This is a genomic window from Streptomyces sp. NPDC048416, assembly GCF_043200435.1.
Classification (GTDB): domain Bacteria; phylum Actinomycetota; class Actinomycetes; order Streptomycetales; family Streptomycetaceae; genus Streptomyces.
Window position 1 is genome coordinate 54,967 of sequence record NZ_JBICXU010000030.1, and the last position, 21,992, is coordinate 76,958.

The 21,992-nt window shown below is 72.7% G+C and carries 17 protein-coding genes; 12 read left to right on the forward strand and 5 right to left on the reverse strand.

Annotated elements, in window-relative coordinates; genetic code table 11:
* Positions 1-157: 157 nt before the first annotated feature.
* The 6 genes from ACGFW5_RS28790 (at position 158) to ACGFW5_RS28815 (ending at position 10,820) form a co-directional block, all read left to right on the forward strand.
* On the forward strand, positions 158-1,885 hold the full coding sequence (locus ACGFW5_RS28790; RefSeq protein ID WP_393837215.1) for a serine/threonine-protein kinase: 1,728 nt from the start codon (positions 158-160) through the stop codon (positions 1,883-1,885).
* A gap of 105 nt (positions 1,886-1,990) precedes the next feature.
* Positions 1,991-3,721: a protein kinase gene (locus tag ACGFW5_RS28795; RefSeq protein WP_393837216.1), complete on the forward strand. Its 1,731-nt coding sequence runs from the start codon at positions 1,991-1,993 to the stop codon at positions 3,719-3,721.
* A gap of 79 nt (positions 3,722-3,800) precedes the next feature.
* Positions 3,801-5,444 carry a serine/threonine-protein kinase gene (locus ACGFW5_RS28800; RefSeq protein WP_393837217.1) on the forward strand — a complete coding sequence of 548 codons (1,644 nt, stop codon included), beginning with the start codon at positions 3,801-3,803 and terminating at the stop codon, positions 5,442-5,444.
* Positions 5,445-5,593: 149 nt separating this feature from the next.
* Positions 5,594-7,222: a succinic semialdehyde dehydrogenase gene (locus tag ACGFW5_RS28805; RefSeq protein WP_393837218.1), complete on the forward strand. Its 1,629-nt coding sequence runs from the start codon at positions 5,594-5,596 to the stop codon at positions 7,220-7,222.
* 184 nt (positions 7,223-7,406) lie between these two features.
* Positions 7,407-9,230: a GMC oxidoreductase gene (locus tag ACGFW5_RS28810; protein ID WP_393837219.1), complete on the forward strand. Its 1,824-nt coding sequence runs from the start codon at positions 7,407-7,409 to the stop codon at positions 9,228-9,230.
* Positions 9,231-9,632: 402 nt separating this feature from the next.
* The gene (locus tag ACGFW5_RS28815) at positions 9,633-10,820 is read left to right on the forward strand and encodes a hypothetical protein (protein WP_393837220.1); all 1,188 of its coding nucleotides are present in this window, start codon (positions 9,633-9,635) and stop codon (positions 10,818-10,820) included.
* A 407-nt stretch (positions 10,821-11,227) separates the two neighbouring features.
* Here ACGFW5_RS28815 and ACGFW5_RS28820 read toward each other — a convergent pair whose 3' ends face one another.
* Entirely contained in the window at positions 11,228-11,605 is a 378-nt protein-coding gene (locus ACGFW5_RS28820) for a chorismate mutase (protein WP_393837221.1), read from the reverse strand.
* A gap of 316 nt (positions 11,606-11,921) precedes the next feature.
* Here ACGFW5_RS28820 and guaA point away from each other — a divergent pair, with 316 nt between their 5' ends.
* On the forward strand, positions 11,922-13,511 hold the full coding sequence (guaA, locus tag ACGFW5_RS28825) for a glutamine-hydrolyzing GMP synthase (RefSeq protein WP_393837222.1): 1,590 nt from the start codon (positions 11,922-11,924) through the stop codon (positions 13,509-13,511).
* Between the two features lie 67 nt (positions 13,512-13,578).
* Here the strand turns inward: guaA and ACGFW5_RS28830 are convergent, their stop codons facing one another.
* Together ACGFW5_RS28830 and ACGFW5_RS28835 are read right to left on the reverse strand one after the other, a co-directional pair.
* Positions 13,579-13,926 carry a hypothetical protein gene (locus ACGFW5_RS28830; protein WP_393837223.1) on the reverse strand — a complete coding sequence of 116 codons (348 nt, stop codon included), beginning with the start codon at positions 13,924-13,926 and terminating at the stop codon, positions 13,579-13,581.
* 130 nt (positions 13,927-14,056) lie between these two features.
* On the reverse strand, positions 14,057-14,641 hold the full coding sequence (locus ACGFW5_RS28835; RefSeq protein WP_393837252.1) for a TerD family protein: 585 nt from the start codon (positions 14,639-14,641) through the stop codon (positions 14,057-14,059).
* Between the two features lie 353 nt (positions 14,642-14,994).
* On the opposite strand from ACGFW5_RS28835, the gene ACGFW5_RS28840 reads away from it, so the two are divergent.
* Together ACGFW5_RS28840 and ACGFW5_RS28845 are read left to right on the forward strand one after the other, a co-directional pair.
* Positions 14,995-16,239: a hypothetical protein gene (locus ACGFW5_RS28840; RefSeq protein WP_393837224.1), complete on the forward strand. Its 1,245-nt coding sequence runs from the start codon at positions 14,995-14,997 to the stop codon at positions 16,237-16,239.
* A 124-nt stretch (positions 16,240-16,363) separates the two neighbouring features.
* A complete protein-coding gene (locus ACGFW5_RS28845; RefSeq protein ID WP_393837225.1) occupies positions 16,364-16,882 on the forward strand; it encodes a DoxX family protein in 519 nt (172 codons plus the stop codon).
* Here the strand turns inward: ACGFW5_RS28845 and ACGFW5_RS28850 are convergent.
* Positions 16,786-17,052, reverse strand: coding sequence for a hypothetical protein (locus ACGFW5_RS28850; RefSeq protein ID WP_393837226.1), 267 nt, complete (start codon positions 17,050-17,052; stop codon positions 16,786-16,788). The two genes, ACGFW5_RS28845 and ACGFW5_RS28850, sit on opposite strands and share 97 nt — an antisense overlap.
* Entirely contained in the window at positions 17,039-18,328 is a 1,290-nt protein-coding gene (locus tag ACGFW5_RS28855) for a PspC domain-containing protein (protein ID WP_393837227.1), read from the reverse strand. Before ACGFW5_RS28855 ends, ACGFW5_RS28850 begins: the two co-directional genes overlap by 14 nt.
* A gap of 176 nt (positions 18,329-18,504) precedes the next feature.
* On the opposite strand from ACGFW5_RS28855, the gene ACGFW5_RS28860 reads away from it, so the two are divergent.
* From ACGFW5_RS28860 to ACGFW5_RS28870, 3 genes are all read left to right on the forward strand, one after another.
* Positions 18,505-19,785 carry a PspC domain-containing protein gene (locus ACGFW5_RS28860; RefSeq protein ID WP_393837228.1) on the forward strand — a complete coding sequence of 427 codons (1,281 nt, stop codon included), beginning with the start codon at positions 18,505-18,507 and terminating at the stop codon, positions 19,783-19,785.
* Positions 19,782-20,477: a LuxR C-terminal-related transcriptional regulator gene (locus tag ACGFW5_RS28865; protein WP_393837229.1), complete on the forward strand. Its 696-nt coding sequence runs from the start codon at positions 19,782-19,784 to the stop codon at positions 20,475-20,477. Before ACGFW5_RS28860 ends, ACGFW5_RS28865 begins: the two co-directional genes overlap by 4 nt.
* A 206-nt stretch (positions 20,478-20,683) precedes the next feature.
* Positions 20,684-21,931, forward strand: a complete 1,248-nt coding sequence (locus ACGFW5_RS28870; RefSeq protein ID WP_393837230.1) for an alpha/beta hydrolase — start codon at positions 20,684-20,686, stop codon at positions 21,929-21,931.
* Positions 21,932-21,992: the final 61 nt, after the last annotated feature.

The window sequence follows — 21,992 nt, forward strand, 5'->3', positions numbered from 1 at the left end:
GGAATCGGCCGGTATGCGCGGCACGTTGCGGGTGTGAAAGTGTGGAACGGTGCGGTGTGGACGGTCCCTGGGGTCACGGTTGGGTGCCCCGAGGTTCCCTGGCCGGATTCCGCTCCGTAACCTGACTCCGTAGGAAAGGTCTGGGCGGGCGGGGGACGTGGAAAACACTCAGAGCACGAGCGGCTCCGGCGCGGGGCTGTTGCTGGCCGGGCGCTATCGGCTCGGGGACGCGATAGGCCGCGGCGGCATGGGCAAGGTCTGGCGCGCCCACGACGAAGTCCTGCACCGCACCGTGGCCGTCAAGGAACTGACCGCCGCCCTGTACGTCGCCGAGGCCGACCGGGCGGTGCTGCACGCCCGCACGCAGAAGGAAGCCCGCGCCGCCGCCCGCATCACCCACCCCGGCGTGGTCACCGTCCATGACGTGCTCGACCACGACAACCGGCCCTGGATCGTCATGCAGTACGTCGACGGGCCCTCGCTCGCCGACGCCGTCAAGGCCGCCGACGGCCACCGCATCGAAGCGCGCGAGGCCGCCCGCATCGGGCTGCACGTCCTCGGCGCGCTGCGCGCCGCGCACGCGGCCGGCGTCCTGCACCGGGACGTGAAGCCGGGCAACGTGCTGCTCGCCCGGAACGGGCAGGTGCTGCTCACCGACTTCGGGATCGCCGCCATCGAGGGCGACGTCACCATCACCAAGACCGGTGAACTCGTGGGCTCCATCGACTATCTGGCGCCCGAAAGGGTCCAGGGCGCCCACCCGGGGCCCGCCTCCGACCTGTGGTCGCTCGGCGCCACCCTGTACGCCGCGGTGCAGGGCGTGTCGCCGTTCCGCCGGGACTCGCCGATCTCCACCATGCAGGCCGTGGTGGAGGAGGAGCCCTTGGCGCCCGACCGTGCCGGGGCCCTCGCCCCCGTCATCGTGGCGCTGCTGAGCAAGGCGCCCGAGGACCGGCCCTCCGTCGAGCAGGCCGAGCGGATGTTCCTCGATGCCATGGGCGGCCACGCCTCCCGGAACGCCCAGATGCATGTGCCCACCGGCCGGCTGTCCGAGGCCGAGCTGCGCTCCGCCGCGGCCGCGCAGACCGGGCCCACCGTGGCCAACCCGGTGCCCGCCCCCCGGTCGGCCCCTGAGCGGCCCGCGCCCGCCCCGACGGCGGCCCCCTTGCCGCCCGCATCGCCCGCCTCGGGTCCGGCCCCCGTGCCGGCACCGGGCCCGGCGCCGCGCAGGCGGCGTTGGCGCACCGTCGCGCTGGTGGTCGCCCTGGCCGCCGCGGTCGGTGTGGGCGCGGGGTTCACGTATCTGAAGTACCAGGAGAGCAGGGACGGTTCGAGCGGCGGGACCGGCACGGGCGGGTCCAACTCGCCCGCGCCCAGCGCCCCGGAGACCGGCCGGCAGCCCAGCGGCGACGGGTCGGTGCCCGCCGGCTGGCAGCGCGTCAACGACAAGGCCGGCTTCAGCCTGCTCGTGCCCAAGGGCTGGAAGCGCCAGATGGACGGCGCCGAGATCGACTACACCCCGGACAACGGCAAGCACCGGATCCGGATCAGCGTCGACAAGGTGCCGGACTTCGAGAACCCGTACATGCACATGCTCAACATGGAGAAGTCGCTCAAGGACCGGCTGCCCGCGTACAAGCGGGTCACGCTGCACAGCAACAACTACCGCGACCAGGTGAAGTCCTCGCTCTGGGAGTTCACGTACACGGAGAAGCAGGACTTCCCCGGCAAGCGGCACGCCATCGACCAGATGTACTACGGGGACGGCGGCAAGCCCGAGTACGCCCTCTACATGTCGGGCCCCGACGAGGACTGGGCGACCACGCGCCAGCAGTTCGACACGGTGCTCCAGGGGTGGCAGCCCGCCCCGGCGGGGGGCGGCTGACCGGTTCGGCCCGACCCCGCGCGGCCCGTGGCGAACGCCGTCGGAGCCCGCCGGGGTGCGGCATGATGGGCTCTGCACGCGTGCGGGAGATCGAGGGGGAACCCGGTGTCCACAGCAGAGCAGGATCCGAACGAGCCCCGCGACCGGCCGGGCTCCCGCCTGATCGCGGGGCGTTACCGGTTGGGGAGCCGGCTCGGCCGGGGCGGGATGGGCACGGTCTGGCGCGCGTACGACCAGTTGCTCGGCCGGCAGGTCGCCGTCAAGGAACTGCATCCCGAGGGCGGCGCCCCCGCCACCGCGGCACTGCGCGAGGCCCGGGCGGTCGCCCAGATCAAACACCCGCACGTGATCGTCGTCCACGACGTCGTCGAGGACGGCGCCGAGGGCGCTGTGGACGGCTGGGCCGCGGCGCGCCGTTCGTACATCGTGATGGAGCTCGTCGACGGGGGTTCGCTCGCCGACCGGCTCGCGTCCAAGGGGCCCGTCGGGGTCGACGAGGCCGCGCGCATCGGGGTCGCGCTGCTCGGCGCGCTGGCCACCGCGCACGCCAGGGGGGTGCTGCACCGCGACCTCAAGCCCGCCAACGTCCTCATCGAGGAGGACGGGGGGCGCGTGGTCCTCACCGACTTCGGCATCGCCCAGGTGCCCGGCGCCTCGACGATCAGCGAGGAGGGCGCGTTCGTCGGCTCGCCCGAGTACACCGCGCCGGAACGGATGCAGGGCGCGGGCGCCGGACCCGAGTCCGATCTGTGGTCGCTCGGGGCGCTGCTGTGCGCGGCCCTGAGCGGTGAATCGCCCTTCCACCGCGACTCGTTGGGCGGCGTCCTGCACGCCGTCGTCCTGGACGAGATCAAACCGCCCGAGGCGGCCGACCCGCTGCTGCCCGTCGTCCACGGCCTGCTGGAACGGGATCCGGCGCGCCGCCTCGGCGCGATCGAGGCGGAGTCGCTGCTGCGTACGTTCGCGGCGACGGGCAGCACTCCATGGCCGCGCCGTCCGCCGGCCGACCTCGCCGCGCCCACCGCCCCACCCGGAACCGCGACACCTCCCGGGGCCGCGTCGCCCGGCACCGCGCCGGCCGGCGGTGGGCAACCCGCCTGCGAGCCGGACGCCACCCCCGCCGTCTCGACCGCTCCCGCCCCCGCCGCCAGGCCGTGGCGGACGCGGAGCGTGCTGGCGGGGGCCGCGCTCGTGCTCGTGCTGTCCGGGGCGGGCGCGGCCGTCGCGGTGTTCGCTCTCGACGGCATGGGAAGGACGCGCGACGTGGCGCAGCGGTCCGCGCCGGGCGCCGGGTCGGACGCGAACACCGGGGCGCTGCCCACCGACGCGCCCCGGCGGCCCCCGCCTCCGCCGCCACCCCCACCTCCGCCGCGGCCCGGCGCCACGCCACCGGTGCCCGCCGGATTCCACCTCGTGCGCGACCCGGACGGCTTCACACTCGCCCTCCCCGACGGCTACGTACGCACCACCGACGCCCAGCGCGTGTTCTACAACTCGCCGGACGGCGCCCTCAAGGTGGGCATCCGGACGCAGCACACGGTCGCCGGAGGACCGCTCGGTGTTCTGCGGCGCGCGGCTGCCGACGGCCCCGTCAGCAACCCCGGTTACCGCGAGGGGAAGGTCACCGCTACCACCCACCACGGACACGACGCGGCCCTGTGGGAGTTCACCTGGAACGGCTTCACCAGGGCCGAGGGCGCCCGGCACACCGTCGACATCTGCTGGGACGCCGCGGGGCGGATGTACGACCTGTGGGTGTCGGCGCCGGTCGGCCGTCGCGACGAGGCCGAGCGCGACTTCGACACCGCGCTCGACTCCTTCCTGCCGGGTCGCTGAGACGCCCGCTGTGTCACGGGTGTGCATCCGCACACGACCCGGCGTGGCACCGCGGCCCCCGGTTCGTCAGGATGTGGCCATGACCAACGACGGAGGCTTGGCGAACGAGCCCACCAGCTACGGCCTGCGGCCCCCACGGCCCGCCCCGGTACCGCGGCAGCAGCCGCACGAGACGGCCCCGTATGAGCCGACCCAGCGGCAGCCGGTCGAGGAGGGCGCCGGTCGGCTGCTCGGCGGCCGCTACCGGCTCGTCGGACGGCTCGGGCACGGCGGGATGGGCACGGTCTGGCGGGCCCGCGACGAGGTCGTCGACCGGGACGTGGCCGTCAAGGAGCCCCGTGTTCCGGACCACTTGGGGGAGCGCGAGCGCGAAACCGTCCATCTGCGCATGCAACGCGAGGCACGCGCCGCGGCCCGCATCGACCACCCGTCCGTGGTCACCGTGCACGACGTCGTCATGGAGGACGGCAAGCCCTGGATCGTGATGGAGCTCGTGCACGGGCAGTCGCTCGCCGACCGGCTCCAGGAGGGCACGCTCGACGTCCGTGAGGCGGCCAGGATCGGTCTCGCGGTGCTCGGCGCGCTCGCGGCGGCGCACGAGGCGGGCGTCCTGCACCGCGACGTCAAGCCGGACAACGTGCTGCTCGGGCGCGGCGACCGGGTCGTGCTCACCGACTTCGGGATCGCCCAGGTCGAGGGGGAGCAGGGCCTGACCGAGACCGGCGCATTCGTCGGATCGCCCGAATTCATCGCCCCGGAACGGGTGTTGGGCAGGCGGCCTGGTCCCGAGTCGGACCTGTGGTCGCTCGGAGTCGTCCTGTACGCGGCGGTCGAGGGCATGTCCCCCTACCGGCGCAGCAACACCCCGGCCACCCTCCAGGCGGTGCTCTCCGCCGAACCGCAGACGCCGGCCCGTGGCTCCGGCGCGTTCGGCACCCTCGTCATGCAGCTGCTGCGCAAGGACCCGGCGGCTCGGCCGAGCGTCACGGAGGTCCGGACCACGCTGGCGGCGGCGGCCGCCCCCGAGCCGGCCCCCGCCCCGTTCGCGGCGGCCCGGCCGGTCGCGGACGGCGGGGCGCCGGCCACCGGCGCGAGCCGCTGGGTGCCGCCGGTCCTGGTGGACAGCAGGCGGGCCCGGTACGGGCTGGGGGGCGGCCTCGTGGCGGCGGCGGCCGTGCTGGTGCTGCTCGTCGCCGACCCGTTCGGCGGCGGCGGGCTGCCCGCGGGCTGGCAGGTCAGGCCCGAGAACGAAGTGCTCCAGGCGGACATGACGGTGCCCGACGACTACGCGCGCACCCAGGGCAGCGAGGGCGTCAGCGTCACGTACGACGACCCGAGCGCGGTCTTCACGATCTACGCCGACCGGCTCGACCCCGCGACCGACAAGACGGGCAACGCGCTGCCCGCCGACCCCGCGGCATGGAAGGCGTACTACGAGAAGGGCGGCAAGGACGGCACCGAGTTCCGGGACGGCAAGGTGACCACCGCCACCGTCCAGCACCAGGGCAAGAAGGCGTACGACCTGGTCACCGACTACACCCCGAACTCGGCCTCCTCCTCGGTCAATCCGGTCCGCTACCGCTACCACGAGCTGCTGGTACCGGGAAAGGGCACCGCGTACTGGCGGCTGCGGGTCTCGATGCCCGCTGCGGGCAAGGCGGAGAAGGACGGCGAGGCGTTGTTCACCGAGGTCTCGGAGGGGCTGAAGATCCACAATTTGTGAGTCCGTGCGGGCATCGCGGGCTGGCGTCACCGGCCACAAGTCGCTGATCAGCAGTTATGTGGCCAGTGATCACTGGCGGGGTTGAGCGGCGTCCGAAAACCCATTACCGACGGGTACCCAAAGGGCTCTGCCCGGCATACGCTCGCCCCATGACGGACTCGCAGGCCTTGCCCACGACCACCCGCACGCCCGCCGGCACCAACCCGGTCGCCCCGGCCCCGGCAGGCGCGCGCACCGCCGCCGACGTGGTCACGGGCCAGCTGGTCGCCCAGCTCACGCGGGGCGTGGCCGGCTCGGGGCGCACCGCCAACCACACCCCGTTCAGCGGGGAGAAGCTGGCCGACCTGCCCGAGTCCACCCCCGAGGACGTCGCCGGGGCCTTCGCGCACGCCCGGACGGCGCAGCGCGCCTGGGCCGCGACGCCGGTCCGCGCCCGCGCCGCCGTGCTGCTCCGCTTCCACGACCTCGTCCTGGGCCGCCAGGCCGAAGTCCTCGACCTGATCCAGCTGGAGACCGGCAAGGCGCGCCTGCACGCCCACGAGGAGGTGCAGGCCGTCGCCGTCGCCGCCCGCCACTACGGGCGCAAGGCCCCCGCCTATCTGAAGCCCAAGCGGCACACGGGAGTCGTGCCCACCCTGACCAAGGTCACCGAGCTGCGCCAGCCGCGCGGGGTCGTCGGACAGATAGCCCCCTGGAACTACCCGCTTGAGCTGTCGGTGGGCGACGCGCTGCCCGCGTTCGTCGCCGGTAACGCCGTCGTCATGAAGCCCGACACGGAGACCGCGCTGACCGCCCTGTGGGCGCGCGACCTGCTCATCGAGGCGGGCCTACCGGCCGAGGTCTTCCAGGTCGTCCTCGGCGAAGGACCGGTGGTCGGCCCCGAGGTCGTCAAGCACGCCGACTACGTCTCCTTCACCGGCTCGACCCGCACCGGCCGCGAGGTCGCGCAGGGCGCCGCGGCCCGACTGGTGGGCGTCTCCCTGGAGTTGGGCGGCAAGAACGCGATGCTGGTGCTGCGCGACGCCGACGTGGAGAAGGCGGCCGCGGGCGCGGTCCGCGCCTGCTTCTCCTCCGCCGGCCAGCTCTGCATCTCGATCGAGCGGCTGTATGTGCACGCATCGATCGCCGACGCCTTCCTCGACCGGTTCGCCGCACGGACGAAGGCGATGCGGCTCGGCCGTTCACTGGCGTACGGGGCGGACATGGGCTCCCTCGTCGGCGAGCGGCAGCTGGAGACCGTGACGCGACACGTCGATGAGGCCGTCGCCAAGGGCGCGCGACTCGTCGCAGGCGGCGTCGCCCGCCCCGACATCGGCCCGCTCTTCTACGAGCCCACCATCCTGGACGGCGTCGAGGCGCCGATGGCGGTGTGCACCGAGGAGACCTTCGGGCCGGTCGTCTCGGTCTACCGCTTCACGGACGAGGACGAGGTGATCGAGCAGGCCAACGGCACGCCGTACGGCCTCAACTCCTCGGTGTGGACGAAGGATGCGCGGCGCGGCCACGAGGTCGCGGCGAAGCTGAACACCGGCACGGTCAACATCAACGAGGGATACGCCCCCGCCTACGGCAGCGTTCAGTCGCCGATGGGCGGCATGAAGGACTCGGGGCTCGGCCGACGGCACGGCTCCGAGGGCATCCTCAAGTACACCGAGGCGCAGACGGTCGCCCAGCAGCGCATCCTGCCGCTCGCCCCCTCCTTCGGCATGGACGACGAGAAGTACGCCGCCTTCATGACACGCAGCCTCAAGGCGATGAAGGCCCTGCGCCTGCGCTAGGCCATGGCTGCGAACTCCCGTCCGGCCCGCGGGTGGACGACCCTTCGCAGACACTCCCCGGCCCAGCCCAGCCCAGCCCGGCCCAGCCCAGCCCAGCCTCGCCCCGCCCACCCCTACCCCTCCCGCCCGATCCTCCTCCGAGCTCTTGAAGAGCAGGGGGACCCCCACGTGTACGAGGAGAGCCATGTCGCAGGTACCCCCGGCCCAGAATCCGGACGAGGACGGCGGGTACGACTACGACGTCGTCGTGGTCGGCTCGGGCTTCGGGGGCTCGGTGACGGCGCTGCGGCTCACCGAGAAGGGCTACCGGGTCGGCGTCCTGGAGGCGGGCCGCCGCTTCACCCCGGCGACCCTGCCCAAGAACTCCTGGGACATCAAGAACTACCTGTGGGCCCCGAAGCTCGGCCTGTACGGAATCCAGCGCATCCATCTGCTGGGCAACGTGATGGTGCTCGGCGGCGCCGGGGTGGGCGGCGGCTCCCTCAACTACGCCAACACCCTCTACGTGCCGCCGAAGCAGTTCTTCGACGACCCGCAGTGGAAGACCATCACCGACTGGCAGGACGAGCTGACGCCGTACTACGACCAGGCCCGGCGCATGCTCGGGGTGCGGCTGAATCCGACGATGACCCCGTCCGACGTCCACCTCAAGGCCGCCGCCGAGCGCATGGGGGTCGGCGACACCTTCCACATGGCGCCCGTCGGGGTCTTCTTCGGCGACGGGCAGGACGGCGACGGCACGGCGAAGGCCGCGCCGGGCTCGACGGTCGACGATCCGTACTTCGGCGGCGCGGGCCCGTCCCGCAGGGCGTGCACCGAGTGCGGCGAGTGCATGACCGGCTGCCGGCACGGTGCGAAGAACACCCTCAACGAGAACTACCTCTATCTCGCCGAGAAGGCCGGCGCCGTCGTCCATCCCATGACGACCGTCGTCTCGGTGACCGGCGACTCGCGCGGCGGCCACGCCGTCGCGACCCTGCCCACCGACCGCAAGGACGCCCCGGGCCGCCTCTTCACCGCCCGCCACGTCGTCATCGCGGCCGGCACCTACGGCACCCAGACCCTGCTGCACCGCATGAAGGCGGGCGGTCAACTCCCGTACATCTCAGCGCGGTTGGGCGAACTGACCCGGACCAACTCCGAAGCGCTCGTCGGCGCGCAGACCACCAGCCGCCGCTACCGCAAGCGGCACGGCGTGCCCAAGGTCGACTTCACCCGGGGCGTCGCCATCACCTCCTCCATCCACCCGGACCAGAACACCCACATCGAGCCCGTCCGCTACGGCAAGGGCTCGAACGCGATGGGCAGCATGTCGATCCTCCAGGTGCCCTACGGCGTCAACCGGGTGCGCAACTGGCTCGGCAACGCGGCCAAGCACCCCCTGCTGCTCGCCCGTTCGATCAGCAACCACCACTGGTCCGAGCGAACGATCATCGGCCTGGTCATGCAGTCGCTCGACAATTCGCTCACCACCCATCTCAAGCGGGACGGCGTCGGCAAGGGGCTGCTGACCGCGGAGCAGGGCCACGGCGCGCCCAACCCCAAGCAGATCAAGGCGGCCACGCAGGGCGCCGCCGCGATCGCCGCGGAGATCAACGGCTTCGCGGGTTCCAACGTCGGGGAGCTCATGGGCACCCCGCTCACCGCGCACTTCCTGGGCGGCTGCCCGATCGGCGACTCGGCCGAGACCGGGGTGATCGATCCCTACCACCGGCTGTACGGGCACCCCGGGATCTCGGTCGTCGACGGCGCGGCCGTCTCGGCCAACCTCGGTGTGAACCCGTCCCTGACGATCACCGCACAGGCCGAGCGCGCCATGTCGCTGTGGCCCAACAAGGGCGAGGACGACCCGCGTCCGGCCCCCGGGGCGGCCTACGTCCGGCTGACCCCGGTCGAACCGAAGTCGCCCGCGGTCCCGGCGGAGGCGTTCGGGGCGCTGCGACTGCCGTTCCTCGGCATGCCCGCGGTCCCGCCGAAGGCGGCCGAGCCGTCGACGCCGAAGGAGTAGCAGGCCGCGTCCGCGTCGTTCACGCCGACGCCGACGCCGAATGCCGAACGCTCACCCGCCCAGCCGCAACGGCCCAACGCCGAACGCCCACCGCCCACCGCCAGCGACTCCGCGCCCGGACCCGGACCCGGACCCGACAAGAGGCGCTGCACCCCCCTCCGAGTGCAGCGCCTCTCGCGTAACGCGGAGCCCTGATGGAGCCGCGCCGCGTGGACAGAACACGGGCGAGGCTGTTGGTTCCGACTGCATGACCTGTGACTGCGGTGAATGGTTGTCCGGCCTTCACGAAATCCTCATGTGATCCACGCCACTTCGGTGCCGGGGCAACCCTCATTCCCTTCCGCACGTCGAACGTCTGGCGCGGGCGCCCGTGCCGCAGCGGACATGCCAAGAGGGGCCAGCGTGAGCAAGAAGGAGCCGATCTTCGACGGGTCGGGCGACGACGCGTTGCCGGACGAGATCTGGGAGCGGTTCGTCCGCGACAACGAGCAGGACATCAGGGCGTCCGCGCCCAAGGAGCCCTCGGCGCGCGCCCGTCTCGTGACCGACCGGCTGCGCAAGGAGCAGGAGGCCGCCGAGGCCGCCGCCCGCGGCCGCAAGGGCAGACGGCGCCCCACGGGCCCCGACGGCTGGCGGACCGGGCCCGTCCGGCGGGAGACGTACGGGCGGTCCGGCAGCGGGCGCCGGGTGTGGGCCGTGCTCGGCATCGTCCTGTGCGCGGTCCTCCTGCTGGTCGCCCTCAACCCCTCGCGCGCGCTGTCCCTGCTGACCGGCGACACCGGCGTCGACGACTCGGCGACGGCCCCGCTCCCGGCGGAGACCGCGGCCCCCACCGCCGCTCCGCCCTCCTTCGACCCGGACCGGCCCACGCTGAAGGAGCCGTTCCGTGGCTCTCCCGCGACGCGGTACGCCGACGGCGCCGCCGGTCTCGTACCTCCCGACGCCACCGCCGTGGGAGGACTGTCCAAGGAGCGGGTGGCCACGGCGCTCGCCTCCACGCGCGCCCTGCTGATCGAGGCGGACCTGAACCCGGCGACGCTGCGCGGTGGCAGTCCCGAAGCGGCGCTCGCGATCGTCGACCCGAGGCAGCAGGAGCTCATCGACCGGTTCACCACCGCCCTGGCCCGGCCGGACAAGGACCACGACCCGCTGACCTTCTTCACCCGGTTCGACCCGAAGGAGGTCGCGCTCGTCGGGGACGTGGTCAAGACCTGGGGCCGTATGACCTTCAGCGAGGCGCCCGGCGGCGGAGTCGCCGTGCACGCCGACTACTCCTTCGTCTACCCGCTGGTGAGGGCGGCGCCCGGCTCGACGGAGGTGGCCCGCACGATCGTGCGGCGGACCCTGGACGTCGAGGTCCCGGGGCGCGCCGACACGGCGTTCGCCGACGGCAAGCTGGTGATCAAGAAGTACGACGAGGACATCGCCAACACGTCGTGCGACGTGCACGACGGCTACATCCATCCGCAGTTCGCCGACGAGACCCCCTCGGGCCCGAGTCCGAGCGGCGCCACCGTCGATCCGTACGACCGTCGGAAGGATCTGACCGACGATCACCACGACGGCTGCGGTCGCGCCACCCGCACCTGAGGCCGTCGGCCCCCGGACACGGCGAAGGGCCCCGCGGTCACCTCGTACGGCTGACGCGTACGGGGAGGCCGGCGGGGCCCTGGGCCGTCAGCACCGACGTCAGGGCGGCGTCGGTGCCGCGGGGCGGCGCCGGGGGGTAGCGCCGCTGGACTGGTGGTTTCGACCGGATGCGGCCGGTCCCGGGCGTCCCCGGAACCGACCGTCCTTTGGTGTGACCGGGCTGCTGTCCCCTGCCGTCCGGTCACGCACACTGGGGCGAGGTCCCACGACGTACTTGCAGGTACGTCACACGCCCCAGCGGAGCCACGCGTGGTTTTTTCGGGCCGCCCCTGGCTGGCACGGACACCCCACCAACGAAGCCGGGCCCGGGACGGTCACGGCGCCGTACGGGTGAGGAGCGCCCGAACTCAGATACGCCCCCGGCACAGCTCCAGCATCGTCATCGCGAGAGCGGTACCCGGCCTGCCCAGGGCGTCGCGGAAGTGGGCCAGGACCTCCATCTCGCGGTTCAGGTTGACCCGGCGTCCGCCGGAGGCGATCCGGGACTCCTGGATGACGGCCGAGACGGCCATGCGTTCCTGGATCAGGCCGATGATGCGGTCGTCGAGCACGTCGATGCGGTCGCGCGCGCCGGCAATCAGCGCGGCCGCCTCGTCGGTGCGGGCGCCGGTCTTCTCGGTGACGGTCCTGCCGGACGCGGACCGGTCGGTGGCGGACCCGTCGGTGACGGTCCTGCCGGAGGCGGACCGGTCGGTGGCGGTGCGGTCGGTGGCGGTGATGCTCATGGGGGCTCCTCGATGGGTACGGGGCCCGGATCGGCGAGGACCGGAAACAGCGGAGCGCCCCGGGCCTTGTCGGCCCGGGGCGCTCTGGGAAGTCTGTGTCAGTCGCTCAAGCGGCAGAACCGACGAACCCATGGCGCCCGGCGGGCCGGGTGCCATAGGTAAAGACGAAGGTCTGGTGCTCGCGCATGGCGACAGTATGGACCGGCGTCCCAACCCGGGCCAATCCGGGTTCGGACGGTGAGACGAACCCGCCACCGCCCGCCCCGGTAGAATCGACAAATACCGACCCCCTCCCACCGCCGGAAGGCCGCCTCCCGTGCCAGCAGCACCCTCCGCAGCCGCGCCCGACAACAACCCGGACGTCGTCCTGGTTGTCGACTTCGGCGCGCAGTACGCCCAGCTCATCGCCCGCCGCGTCCGCGAGGCCCGGGTCTACAGCGAGATCGTCCCGAGCTCCATGCCCGTGGCCGAGATGCTGGCCAAGAACCCGAAGGCGATCATCCTCTCCGGCGGCCCGTCCTCCGTGTACGCCGAGGGCGCCCCGAGCCTCGACCGCACGATCTTCGAGGCCGGGGTGCCGGTCTTCGGCATGTGCTACGGCTTCCAGTTGATGGCGACGACGCTCGGCGGCACGGTCGACGACAACGGCGCCCGCGAGTACGGCCGCACCCCGCTGAGCATCTCCAAGCTGGCCTCCACCCTCTTCGAGGGCACCCCGGCCGAGCAGTCGGTGTGGATGTCGCACGGCGACGCCTGCTCGGCGGCGCCCGAGGGCTTCACGGTGACGGCCTCCACCGACGTCGTCCCCGTCGCCGCCTTCGAGAACGACGAGAAGAAGCTGTACGGCGTGCAGTACCACCCCGAGGTGATGCACTCCACGCACGGCCAGCAGATCCTGGAGCACTTCCTCTACCGCGGCGCCGGCATCGAGCCGACGTGGACGACGCACAACGTCGTCGAGGAGCAGGTCGCCCTGATCCGCGAGCAGGTCGGCACCAAGCGCGCGATCTGCGGCCTGTCCGGCGGCGTGGACTCCGCGGTCGCCGCCGCCCTCGTCCAGAAGGCCATCGGCTCCCAGCTGACCTGCGTGTACGTCGACCACGGTCTGATGCGCAAGGGCGAGACCGAGCAGGTCGAGAAGGACTTCGTGGCCGCGACCGGCGCCAACCTGAAGGTCGTCGACGCGCAGGAGCGGTTCCTGAACGCGCTGGCCGGGGTCAGCGACCCCGAGGAGAAGCGCAAGATCATCGGGCGGGAGTTCATCCGCGTCTTCGAGCAGGCCCAGCTGGAGATCCTTCAGGAGGACGGCCCCGAGGTCGCCTTCCTCGTGCAGGGCACCCTGTACCCGGACGTCGTCGAGTCCGGCGGCGGCACCGGCACCGCGAACATCAAGTCGCACCACAACGTGGGCGGTCTGCCCGACGACATCGAGTTCGAGCTCGTCGAGCCGCTGCGCAAGCTGTTCAAGGACGAGGTCCGCATGGTCGGCCAGGAGCTCGGCCTGCCCGACGAGATCGTCCAGCGCCAGCCCTTCCCCGGCCCCGGCCTCGGCATCCGCATCGTCGGCGAGGTCACCAAGGACCGCCTCGACCTGCTGCGCGAGGCCGACGCGATCGCCCGCGAGGAGCTGACCGCGGCCGGCCTCGACCGCGAGATCTGGCAGTGCCCGGTCGTGCTGCTCGCCGATGTGCGCTCGGTGGGCGTCCAGGGCGACGGCCGCACCTACGGCCACCCGATCGTGCTGCGCCCGGTCTCCTCCGAGGACGCCATGACGGCGGACTGGACGCGGATGCCGTACGACGTGCTCGCCAAGATCTCGACCCGCATCACCAACGAGGTCGCCGACGTCAACCGCGTCGTCCTCGACGTGACGAGCAAGCCGCCGGGCACCATCGAGTGGGAGTAGGTCCTCCCCGAGGCACCGCCGAAGGCGCCGCCCCCGCACTGGGGGCGGCGCCTTCGGCGTGCCGTGCTCAGTGGGCCTTGAGGTGGTCCCGGGCCGCCGCGACGAACTCCGCGCGGAGCCGGGTGAATCCCTCCCAGACGCCCACGGGTTCCTCGTCGGCCTCGTGCATGGCCCGGATCGCCGCCACGAGCGCCGCGGCCTCCGGCGCCGCGCCGACCGCCTCCAGGTCGATCATGTTGAAGGCGGCCTGCGTCCGGGAGAAGGCGGCGTCGGTCGCGGCGAGCGCCTGCTGCCTGTCGTCGTACTCCCCGCGCCAGCGGTGCCACGAGACACGGGCCTCCGTGTCCGTCGCGGTCAAGAACGCGGCGTACGTCTCCCGGTGCGCCAGGTAGACCGCCGTCCAGTCCTGCGCCACGTCGGTGACCTCCCCCTCGTATCGCCCGTCATCTGACAGCCAGTCAGGTCACGATCGCACGAGCCGGCGGCGACGAGAAGGGTCCGCGCGCCGGGCACCTGCCGAGGACGCCGCAACCCGGGTGCGTGGCCTACTTGTTGACCGCGAACCGCAGCAGGCTCTCCTGGTCGCCCTGCTTGACCGTGCCACGCGTGTTGATGACCTCCAGCTTCCACGCGGCCCCCACGCGGTACGCCTTCGCCACGGCGACGGCGTTGCCGTTGCCCAGGAGCGAGGGCCAGATGTCGGCGACCTGCTGTGTGGTGCCGCCGGTGCTGTCGTAGACCTTGAAGGACACGTTGGCGGCCTTCTTGAAGTCGCTGCCCTTCTTGTACGCGGCACAGACGAACACGATGCTCGTCACCTGCGCCGGGATCCTGTCGAAGGTGACCTCGATCAGCTCGTCGTCGCCGTCGCCGCGGCCCGTCTGGTTGTCCCCGGTGGACGTCACGGCGCCGTTCTGCAGCGGGTCCGTCACGTCGAGGCCGGCGTACCGGACCGGGTCCTTGCCGTTCATGAGGATGGCGAACACGTCGAGATCGGTGCCGCGCGCCTTGCGCAGGGCGCCCATCAGGGCGTTGCCGCCGCCCGCTGTGGTGTCCCAGGAGGCGCCTATGCCCATCTTCGTCACACCGTCGAGGTCGGCGGCTCCGTGCTCCTTGGTGAGGGTGAGCACGTTGGGTGTGGGAGGCGTGGTCATGTTGTGAACCCTTCCGATGTCGGAATTGTCAAGCTCGGTGCGTGATGTGCCCATTCAACCATCGGTGTTGACCGAAAAGTCGAGGCCGGTGGTGTACCAGTTCGGAAACACGGTCCGCCTCCCTTCCCACTCCTGCCCCGTCGGCCGAGGGTTCCGTCCGCCCCCGGCCCCGCGCGCAGGACGCACACCGACCCGAACTCGTGTCGTAGTACGTCAATTTGATGGTGCGTCAATCACCCGCCGGGCCGGTCGGCGCCCGCCGTCCGGCAGCTGTGGTGCGCGACAATTCCCTGACGATCCAAGGGGTTTGACGGAAGGCGGCGTTCCCGGTGGCGGTCCAGGAGGCTCGGCAATGCGGCGGCGACTGCGCGCACGACGCGCGGGACGGACACCGGCGCGCGGTGGCGGCGTTCCTCGCCAAGCGGGACGGGCTCGCCGCCGGCGAGGGGCTGCCCGCCGCGCTCGCCCACTCGGCCGGGGCGTCACGGCAGTGGGTCTCGGACGAGCTGACCCAGTCCGCGCGGGCGGTCGCCGAACGCGGCCGCGAGGCGGGCCGGAGTTGGTCGGAGCGGGTGTGGCGCGGCTCGCTCGGCACGGTCTGGGGCGGGGTGTGCGCCCTCGCGCTCGCCGAGTCCGCCACCGCGATCGGCGCGGGCTGGACGGCGGCCCGCACCGCCGGACTCCTGTCCTCGCTCGCCCTCGCGGCGCTCCTGACGGCAGCGGCCCGCCTGCACCGCCTCGACGGCGGCCTGCCGGCGCCGGTGCTCGGCGACGACAACCGTCTCTCGACCTCACGCGCCGTCGCGGCCGCCTGGGTCCTGTTCGCGGTCTTCGCGACGCTGGTCCTCGCCGTGCGCCTGGCCGTCGCATCGGACCCCGCCGAACGCGAGGGGGTCCTTGCGGGCCTCGAACCGGCCCGGTGCGCAGCCCTGTTGACGGTCGTCTTCCTCACGTCGTCGATCGCGGTGGTGGTCCGCAGGGTCGTGACCGTACGCATCCACGGGCAGCGGCTCCAGAAGGTACGCGCCGACCGGCCGCGCGGCGCCGATCTCCTGACCGACGACGCCGGGCGGGGCAGCCTGGCGGACACCCAGTACGTCGCGGCGAGCCTGGTCGCGCTCCTCTTCGCGGCTGTGCGCCTGGCCCGCAGTCCGGCACAACTCCCCGATCTGCCCTGGGGGTTGGCGCTGCTCGTCGTGGTGTCCGCGGCCACTTACCTCGCCGCCAAGTACGCGGAGGGCGGCCGCCCGGTGATCCTCTCCGTCGTACGGGCCCGCGAGGCGGGCGACCTGGACGCGCCGATCCGGACCGGGGACGACATCGAGATCCGGGGCGCGGGATTCGTGCCGCCGGGCGCCGGCACCCCGGACCGGCTGGCCCGGATGGTGGTGCGCATCGGCGCGGTGCACGTGCACGTCCCGCTGATCCCCGTGCCCGGCGGCTTCGCCAACCCGGCGGACGGCGTGCTGACCGTGCCGGTGCCGGTGGACGTCGAGACGGGGCGGGTGGAGGTGCGGGTGGTGACGGCCGCCGGGGTGGAGACGAACGCGGTGCTGATGGAGGTGGCCGAGTAGCGGCGCGGCCCCGCCCCGGGCGGCCACCACGACCCGGGGTGACAACGGGCGGCGCATTGAGACACGCGTTCCCCCCGTCCGTATCGTCTGGTGACAGGTGAATCGGATGGAGGCGGGATCAGCCATGGCTCATGGACATGCGACCGGGACGCGGGCCCGGGGCGACCGGGCCCGGGGATGGCAGGCCACGGCCCGCACATACGCGCTGCTGCCGCTGCGGATCTTCCTCGGGGTGACGTTCGTGTACGCCGGCCTCGACAAGCTCACCGACAGCACGTTTCTGCACGCGAGCGGCCCCGGTTCCATCGGGGAGCTGATGCACGGAGTACGGGACAGCTCGGCGATCCCCGCGCTCGTGGACCTCGCCCTGAAGAGCCCGACCGGCTTCGGGTACGCCATCGCGCTGGGCGAGCTGGCCGTCGGGATCGGCATGCTGCTCGGCCTGTTCGGGCGGCTCGCCGCGCTGGGCGGCGCGCTCATCTCGCTCTCGCTGTGGCTGACGGTGAGCTGGCAGACGACCCCGTACTACTACGGCAACGACCTGGCCTACTTGATGGCCTGGCTGCCGCTGGTGCTGGCCGGCACTCCGTTGCTGTCCGCCGACGCGCTCCTGGCCAGGCGGCGCCGTCTGCGCACCCCGTAGTCCAGCCAGCTCACGAGCGAGGCGATGCCGAGGCCGCCGCAGATGAGCGGGATCACGACGGGCGACGGGGTGTTCCACCGCCCGGCCGCGTCCCCGGCGAACAGCACGGCGGTGGCGATCAGGGCGAGCCCGGCGACGACCCGGCCGGGGCGGAACTCATGACGCGGCACGGTCCACCTCTGCCTGGCCGACGGCGACCTTGAGATGGAGTTCCAGGGTGCCGGACGGCTTGGCGCCGGGGGGCGGCGTCAGCGTGGCGGTCCGCCGCTCGTCGGCCGAGACCCGCAGGTCGTCCGGCTTCTCGCCGGGCAGCCGGATGTCGGCGAGGCCCATGTCGAAGCTCACCTTCACGGTCACGTCCTTCGGTACGACGACCCTGGCGCGGCCCGCGCCGACCTCCGCGCCGGTCGTCAGGGTCCGGCCCGGTGGCACGGTGATCCGGCTCAGGTCGAGGGTGGCGACGCCCGTGCCGAGCCGGTAGCGCGGCTGCACGTCGCCGATCGCGGCCGGGGTCCACCCGGTCCGCACCCAGTGTGCGTCGACGGTCTTGGGGAGCGCGGCGGAGCCGGCGAGCAGGGCCGCCGTGAGCACCGCGAGGAACAGGGTGCCGAAGCCGGTACGGCCGAGGAACGAGCTGAGGACGAGACCGAGCCCGAACACCGCGAGCGCGGCCGCGAACCCGATCTGCAACCCGGTGGCGAACGGCTGGTGCCCCCAGGTGCCGCCGAGGCCCGCGCCGAAGGCGAGCAGCGCCGCGAGGAAGAGCGGCCCGCCGATGGAGCGCGGCCCGCGGTCCGCGCGAACCGCCGCCTTCGCGGCCTTGCCCCTCGTGGCGGCCGGGGCCCCCACGGCGTCCGCCGGGCCCCACAGATAGCCCGTGGCGACCGGGCCGGTCGTGCCGTCCTTGATGATCGGGTCCCGCCACCAGGACGGCGGCGCCGGGGCCGGCGGCGCCTTCGTCTCGGGCGGCGCGTCCGCGACGGCCTGGGCCGCGACCGGGTCGAGCGGGGCGTCCCCGGGCATGGCGGAGCGGCGCTGGGACCAGACTCCGGCGCCCGCGGTGAGCAGGACGAGCAGCACGGCGAACGTCATCACCGAGCCGTTCCTCAGCATCGTCAGAAAGATCCCGCAGCCGGCCAGAGCCATCAGGACGGCGACCAGCGCCGCGCCGTCGACCCGGCCGGTGAGCAGCCGGCGGGCCTCGTTCTCGTCCTCGCCGTCCAGCGGCAGGCTCAGCCAGGCGAATCCGTACAGGACCAGGCCGAGGCCGCCGGTGGCCGAGAGCACGCCGAGCGCGATCCGGAAGATCACCGGGTCGAGGTCGCAGTACCGGCCGAGGCCGCCGCAGACCCCGCCGATGACCTTGTTGCGGCCGCTGCGGCGCAGCTGCACAGGCTCGGGGGCCGGATCAGGCGGTGCGATGGGCGTCTCGGTCGGCGTGCTCATACGTACATGGTGACGGGCCCACCCGGCACACGGCACCCGCCCCGACCCTGGCCTCACCCTGATTTCGTCCCCTGAGGGCGCGCGCCGGAGCCTTCGGGGGGAGGGGGGTTTCCCTCAGGGAAGCCTGGGGGCCAACCCTGATGCTCCCGGGGCCGTGGCCGTGTGACGATCGGGGCATGCCAGTCGCCACCCCCCGCCTGTCGCCGCCCGAGGCCGACGAAGTGCCGGTCCGCAAGCTGTACCGCTCCGCCGAGGGGCGGATGCTCGGCGGCGTCGCGCGCGGGCTCGCGGGACACCTCGGACTCCCGGTGGTGTGGGTGCGGATCGTCTTCCTCGGGCTGCTGTCGGTCAACGGCCTGGGGGCGCTGCTGTACGCGGCGTTCTGGTTCGTGGTGCCGCTGGGCCTCGGCGGTACGACGGCGGGGCCGCGCTCCGCGTTCGAGGTCAGCGCCGACGGCAGGCGCAGGCTGCGCAAGCCGGACAAGGGGCAGATCGTCGCGCTGATCGCGCTGGTCTTCGGCGCCACGATCTTCGCCTCCAAGGTGGATGTGGGCGGCTGGGCCAACCCGTACGTCCTTCCCAGCCTCCTCATCGGCGTCGGCGTCATCCTGGTGTGGCGCCAGGCCGACAACACGCGCCGGGCCCGCTGGACCGAGGGCGCCCGCCGCAGCCGCTGGCTCCCGGTGGCGCGCGGCCTCGCCGGAGTCGCCCTGGTCGGCACCGGCCTGACCGGCTTCGTGGTGGTCAACGGCTCGGCCGCGCAGCTCGGCAACGTCCTGACGGCGGCGATCGCGGTGCTCGCCGGCATCGCGCTGCTCGCCGGGCCCTACCTGGTGCGCATGACACAGGACCTGTCCGAGGAGCGCCTGATGCGCATCCGGGCCCAGGAGCGCGCCGAAGTCGCCGCCCACGTGCACGACTCGGTGCTGCACACCCTGACCCTGATCCAGCGCAACGCGGAGAACGCGGGCGAGGTGCGGCGCCTGGCCCGGGCCCAGGAGCGGGAGTTGCGCGCCTGGCTCTACAAGCCGGAAGGCACCGGCAAGGACAAGGAAGAGGAACCCGCAACGCTCGCCGAGGCCGTGAAGAAGGCGGCGGCCGAGGTCGAGGACAAGCACGGCGTCCCCATCGAGGTGGTCGTCGTCGGCGACTGCCCGCTCGACGACGGCCTGTCGGCACAAATGCAGGCCGCACGCGAGGCAATGGTGAACGCCGCCAAGTACGGTGGCGAGGGCGGCGCCGTCCAGGTGTACGCGGAGGTCGAGGGCCGCACGGTCTTCGTCTCGGTACGTGACCGGGGACCCGGGTTCGACCTGGACGCGGTGCCCGGCGACCGGATGGGCGTACGAGAATCGATCATCGGCCGGATGCAGCGCAACGGCGGTACGGCCAGGCTGCGTTCGGTGCCCGGCGGGGGCACGGAGGTCGAGCTGGAGATGGAGAGGGCACAGGGATGACGGGCACAGGGATGACCGAGGAAACGACAGGGCGCCACGTCAGGGTGGTCCTCGTCGACGACCACCGGATGTTCCGCACCGGAGTCCAGGCGGAGATCGGCCAGACTGCGACGACCGGCGTCGAGGTGGTCGGCGAGGCCGCCGACGTCGACCAAGCCGTCACGGTGATCACCGCGACCCGCCCCGAGGTGGTGCTGCTCGACGTCCACCTGCCCGGGGGCGGCGGCGTCGAGGTGCTGCGCCGGTCGGCGGCGATGATGTCGGACGCCGAGCACCCGGTCCGCTTCCTCGCGCTGTCCGTGTCGGACGCCGCGGAGGACGTGATCGGTGTGATCCGGGGCGGCGCCCGCGGCTACGTCACCAAGACGATCACCGGCGTCGACCTGATCGACTCGATCTTCCGGGTGCAGGACGGCGACGCGGTGTTCTCGCCGCGCCTCGCGGGCTTCGTCCTGGACGCGTTCGCCTCCACGGACGCGCCGCCGGCCGACGAGGACATGGACCGGCTCACCCAGCGCGAGCGCGAGGTGCTGCGCCTGATCGCCCGGGGCTACGCCTACAAGGAGATCGCCAAGCAGCTGTTCATCTCGGTCAAGACGGTCGAGTCGCACGTCTCTGCGGTGCTGCGCAAGCTCCAGCTGTCCAACCGGCACGAGCTGACGCGCTGGGCGACGGCACGGCGACTGGTCTGACGTGATGAGGCGTGGCGTGGCGTGACGTGATGAGGCGTGGCGTGGCGTGGCGTGCGCGGCGGGGCGTGCGTGACGTGACGTACGTGACCGGAGACGGCCCGAGTGGCTGATGGGGTCCGATCCGGTCCCCCCGCGCTCGAACGGGGGGACGGCCGACGGTTCCACCCACGTAAAAGCATGGAAAAACCGGCAACCCGGACACCCTCATGTCACTCTTGCCGGACGTGATGAGCCTGACCGGAACGCCCTTCTTCGTGACCGCGATCGTGGCGGCCGTGCTCGCCGTCGTGGTGCCGCTGCTGGTGTGGCACCGGGTCGGCGGGCCGGTCGTGGTGCGCGGCGCCGTACGGCTGTTCATGGTGGTCACCGCCCAGGCCTCGGCGGTACTCGTGGTGTTCGTCGCCGTCAACAACGCGAACGGTCTCTACGACACCTGGGGCGACCTGCTCGGCACCGAAAGCCATGTCGCCGCCGCGCCCGACCTCGGCGCCGACGGCACCGGCGGGCACGGGCTCGGCCAGGAGCCCCGCGTCAGGCAGTCCTTCGCGCCCGCCGGTGACTCCGATCTCGGCGTCGGCGTACGGGTCACCCAGCTGACGGGCCGGGTCTCCGGGGCGGAGGGCGAGGTGTACGTGTGGCTGCCGCCGCAGTACGACGACCCGGCCTACCGGAACAAGGCGTTCCCCGTCGTCGAGCTGCTGCCAGGACATCCCGGCTCCGCCAGGGACTGGTTCACCAACCTCGACGTCACCGGGCAGCTGCGACCCATGATGGCGAGCGGTGAGGTCCACCCGTTCATCCTGGTGGCCCCGCGCACCTCGCTGCTCGCCCGGCAGGACACCGGCTGTGCCAATGTGCCGGGCGTGGTCAACGCCGACACCTGGCTGAGCGTGGACGTCCGCACGATGGTCACGGACACCTTCCGCGCCCTCACCGGCGCCGACGGCTGGGCCGTCGCCGGGCTGTCGGCCGGCGCCCACTGCTCGGCCAAACTCACCGTCGAGCACCCCGACCGGTACCGCGCGGGCATCGCACTCTCCGGCTACAACGACCCGGCCGCCGAGTCCGGCTCGATCACGGCGGGCGACCCGGCGCTGCGGCGCGCGACCGACCCGCTGTGGATGCTCACCCATGCCAAGCGCCCGCCCAGCGTCTCGCTCTTCCTCACCGGACAGCCGGGCGACGGTTACGAGGACGGCCTCGCGCTGCGTGCCGCCGCGAAGCCGCCGACGAAGGTGTGGGTGCGCCAGACGTCCGGCGGCCACCTCAACGCGGTGTGGCGGCCGCTCCTGCCGGACATGTTCCGCTGGCTGTCCGGCCAGGTCAGCGGAGTGCAGACCGTGAAGGGCTCCGCCGTCGGGCCGCGCACCGGCCGGCCGCGCACTGTCCGGCCGGGCGGTCGGGCGGCGGACGTGCGGCTGCCGGAGGGCGGGAGCGTACGGGGTGAGAAGTAAAGGGCACAAGGCGTCACCCTTTGGTAAAACGCTGGCAAAGAGGGCAACTCGTGTTCCTGGC

What these genes read in the sequence shown, in the direction of transcription:
- ACGFW5_RS28810 (WP_393837219.1), top strand. Translation starts at nt 7,407, where the DNA reads ATGTCGCAGGTACCCCCGGCCCAGAATCCGGACGAGGACGGCGGGTAC.
- ACGFW5_RS28800 (WP_393837217.1), top strand. Translation starts at nt 3,801, where the DNA reads ATGACCAACGACGGAGGCTTGGCGAACGAGCCCACCAGCTACGGCCTG.
- ACGFW5_RS28855 (WP_393837227.1), bottom strand. Translation starts at nt 18,328, where the DNA reads ATGAGCACGCCGACCGAGACGCCCATCGCACCGCCTGATCCGGCCCCC.
- ACGFW5_RS28865 (WP_393837229.1), top strand. Translation starts at nt 19,782, where the DNA reads ATGACGGGCACAGGGATGACCGAGGAAACGACAGGGCGCCACGTCAGG.
- ACGFW5_RS28820 (WP_393837221.1), bottom strand. Translation starts at nt 11,605, where the DNA reads ATGAGCATCACCGCCACCGACCGCACCGCCACCGACCGGTCCGCCTCC.
- ACGFW5_RS28845 (WP_393837225.1), top strand. Translation starts at nt 16,364, where the DNA reads ATGGCTCATGGACATGCGACCGGGACGCGGGCCCGGGGCGACCGGGCC.
- ACGFW5_RS28870 (WP_393837230.1), top strand. Translation starts at nt 20,684, where the DNA reads ATGTCACTCTTGCCGGACGTGATGAGCCTGACCGGAACGCCCTTCTTC.
- ACGFW5_RS28860 (WP_393837228.1), top strand. Translation starts at nt 18,505, where the DNA reads ATGCCAGTCGCCACCCCCCGCCTGTCGCCGCCCGAGGCCGACGAAGTG.
- ACGFW5_RS28805 (WP_393837218.1), top strand. Translation starts at nt 5,594, where the DNA reads ATGACGGACTCGCAGGCCTTGCCCACGACCACCCGCACGCCCGCCGGC.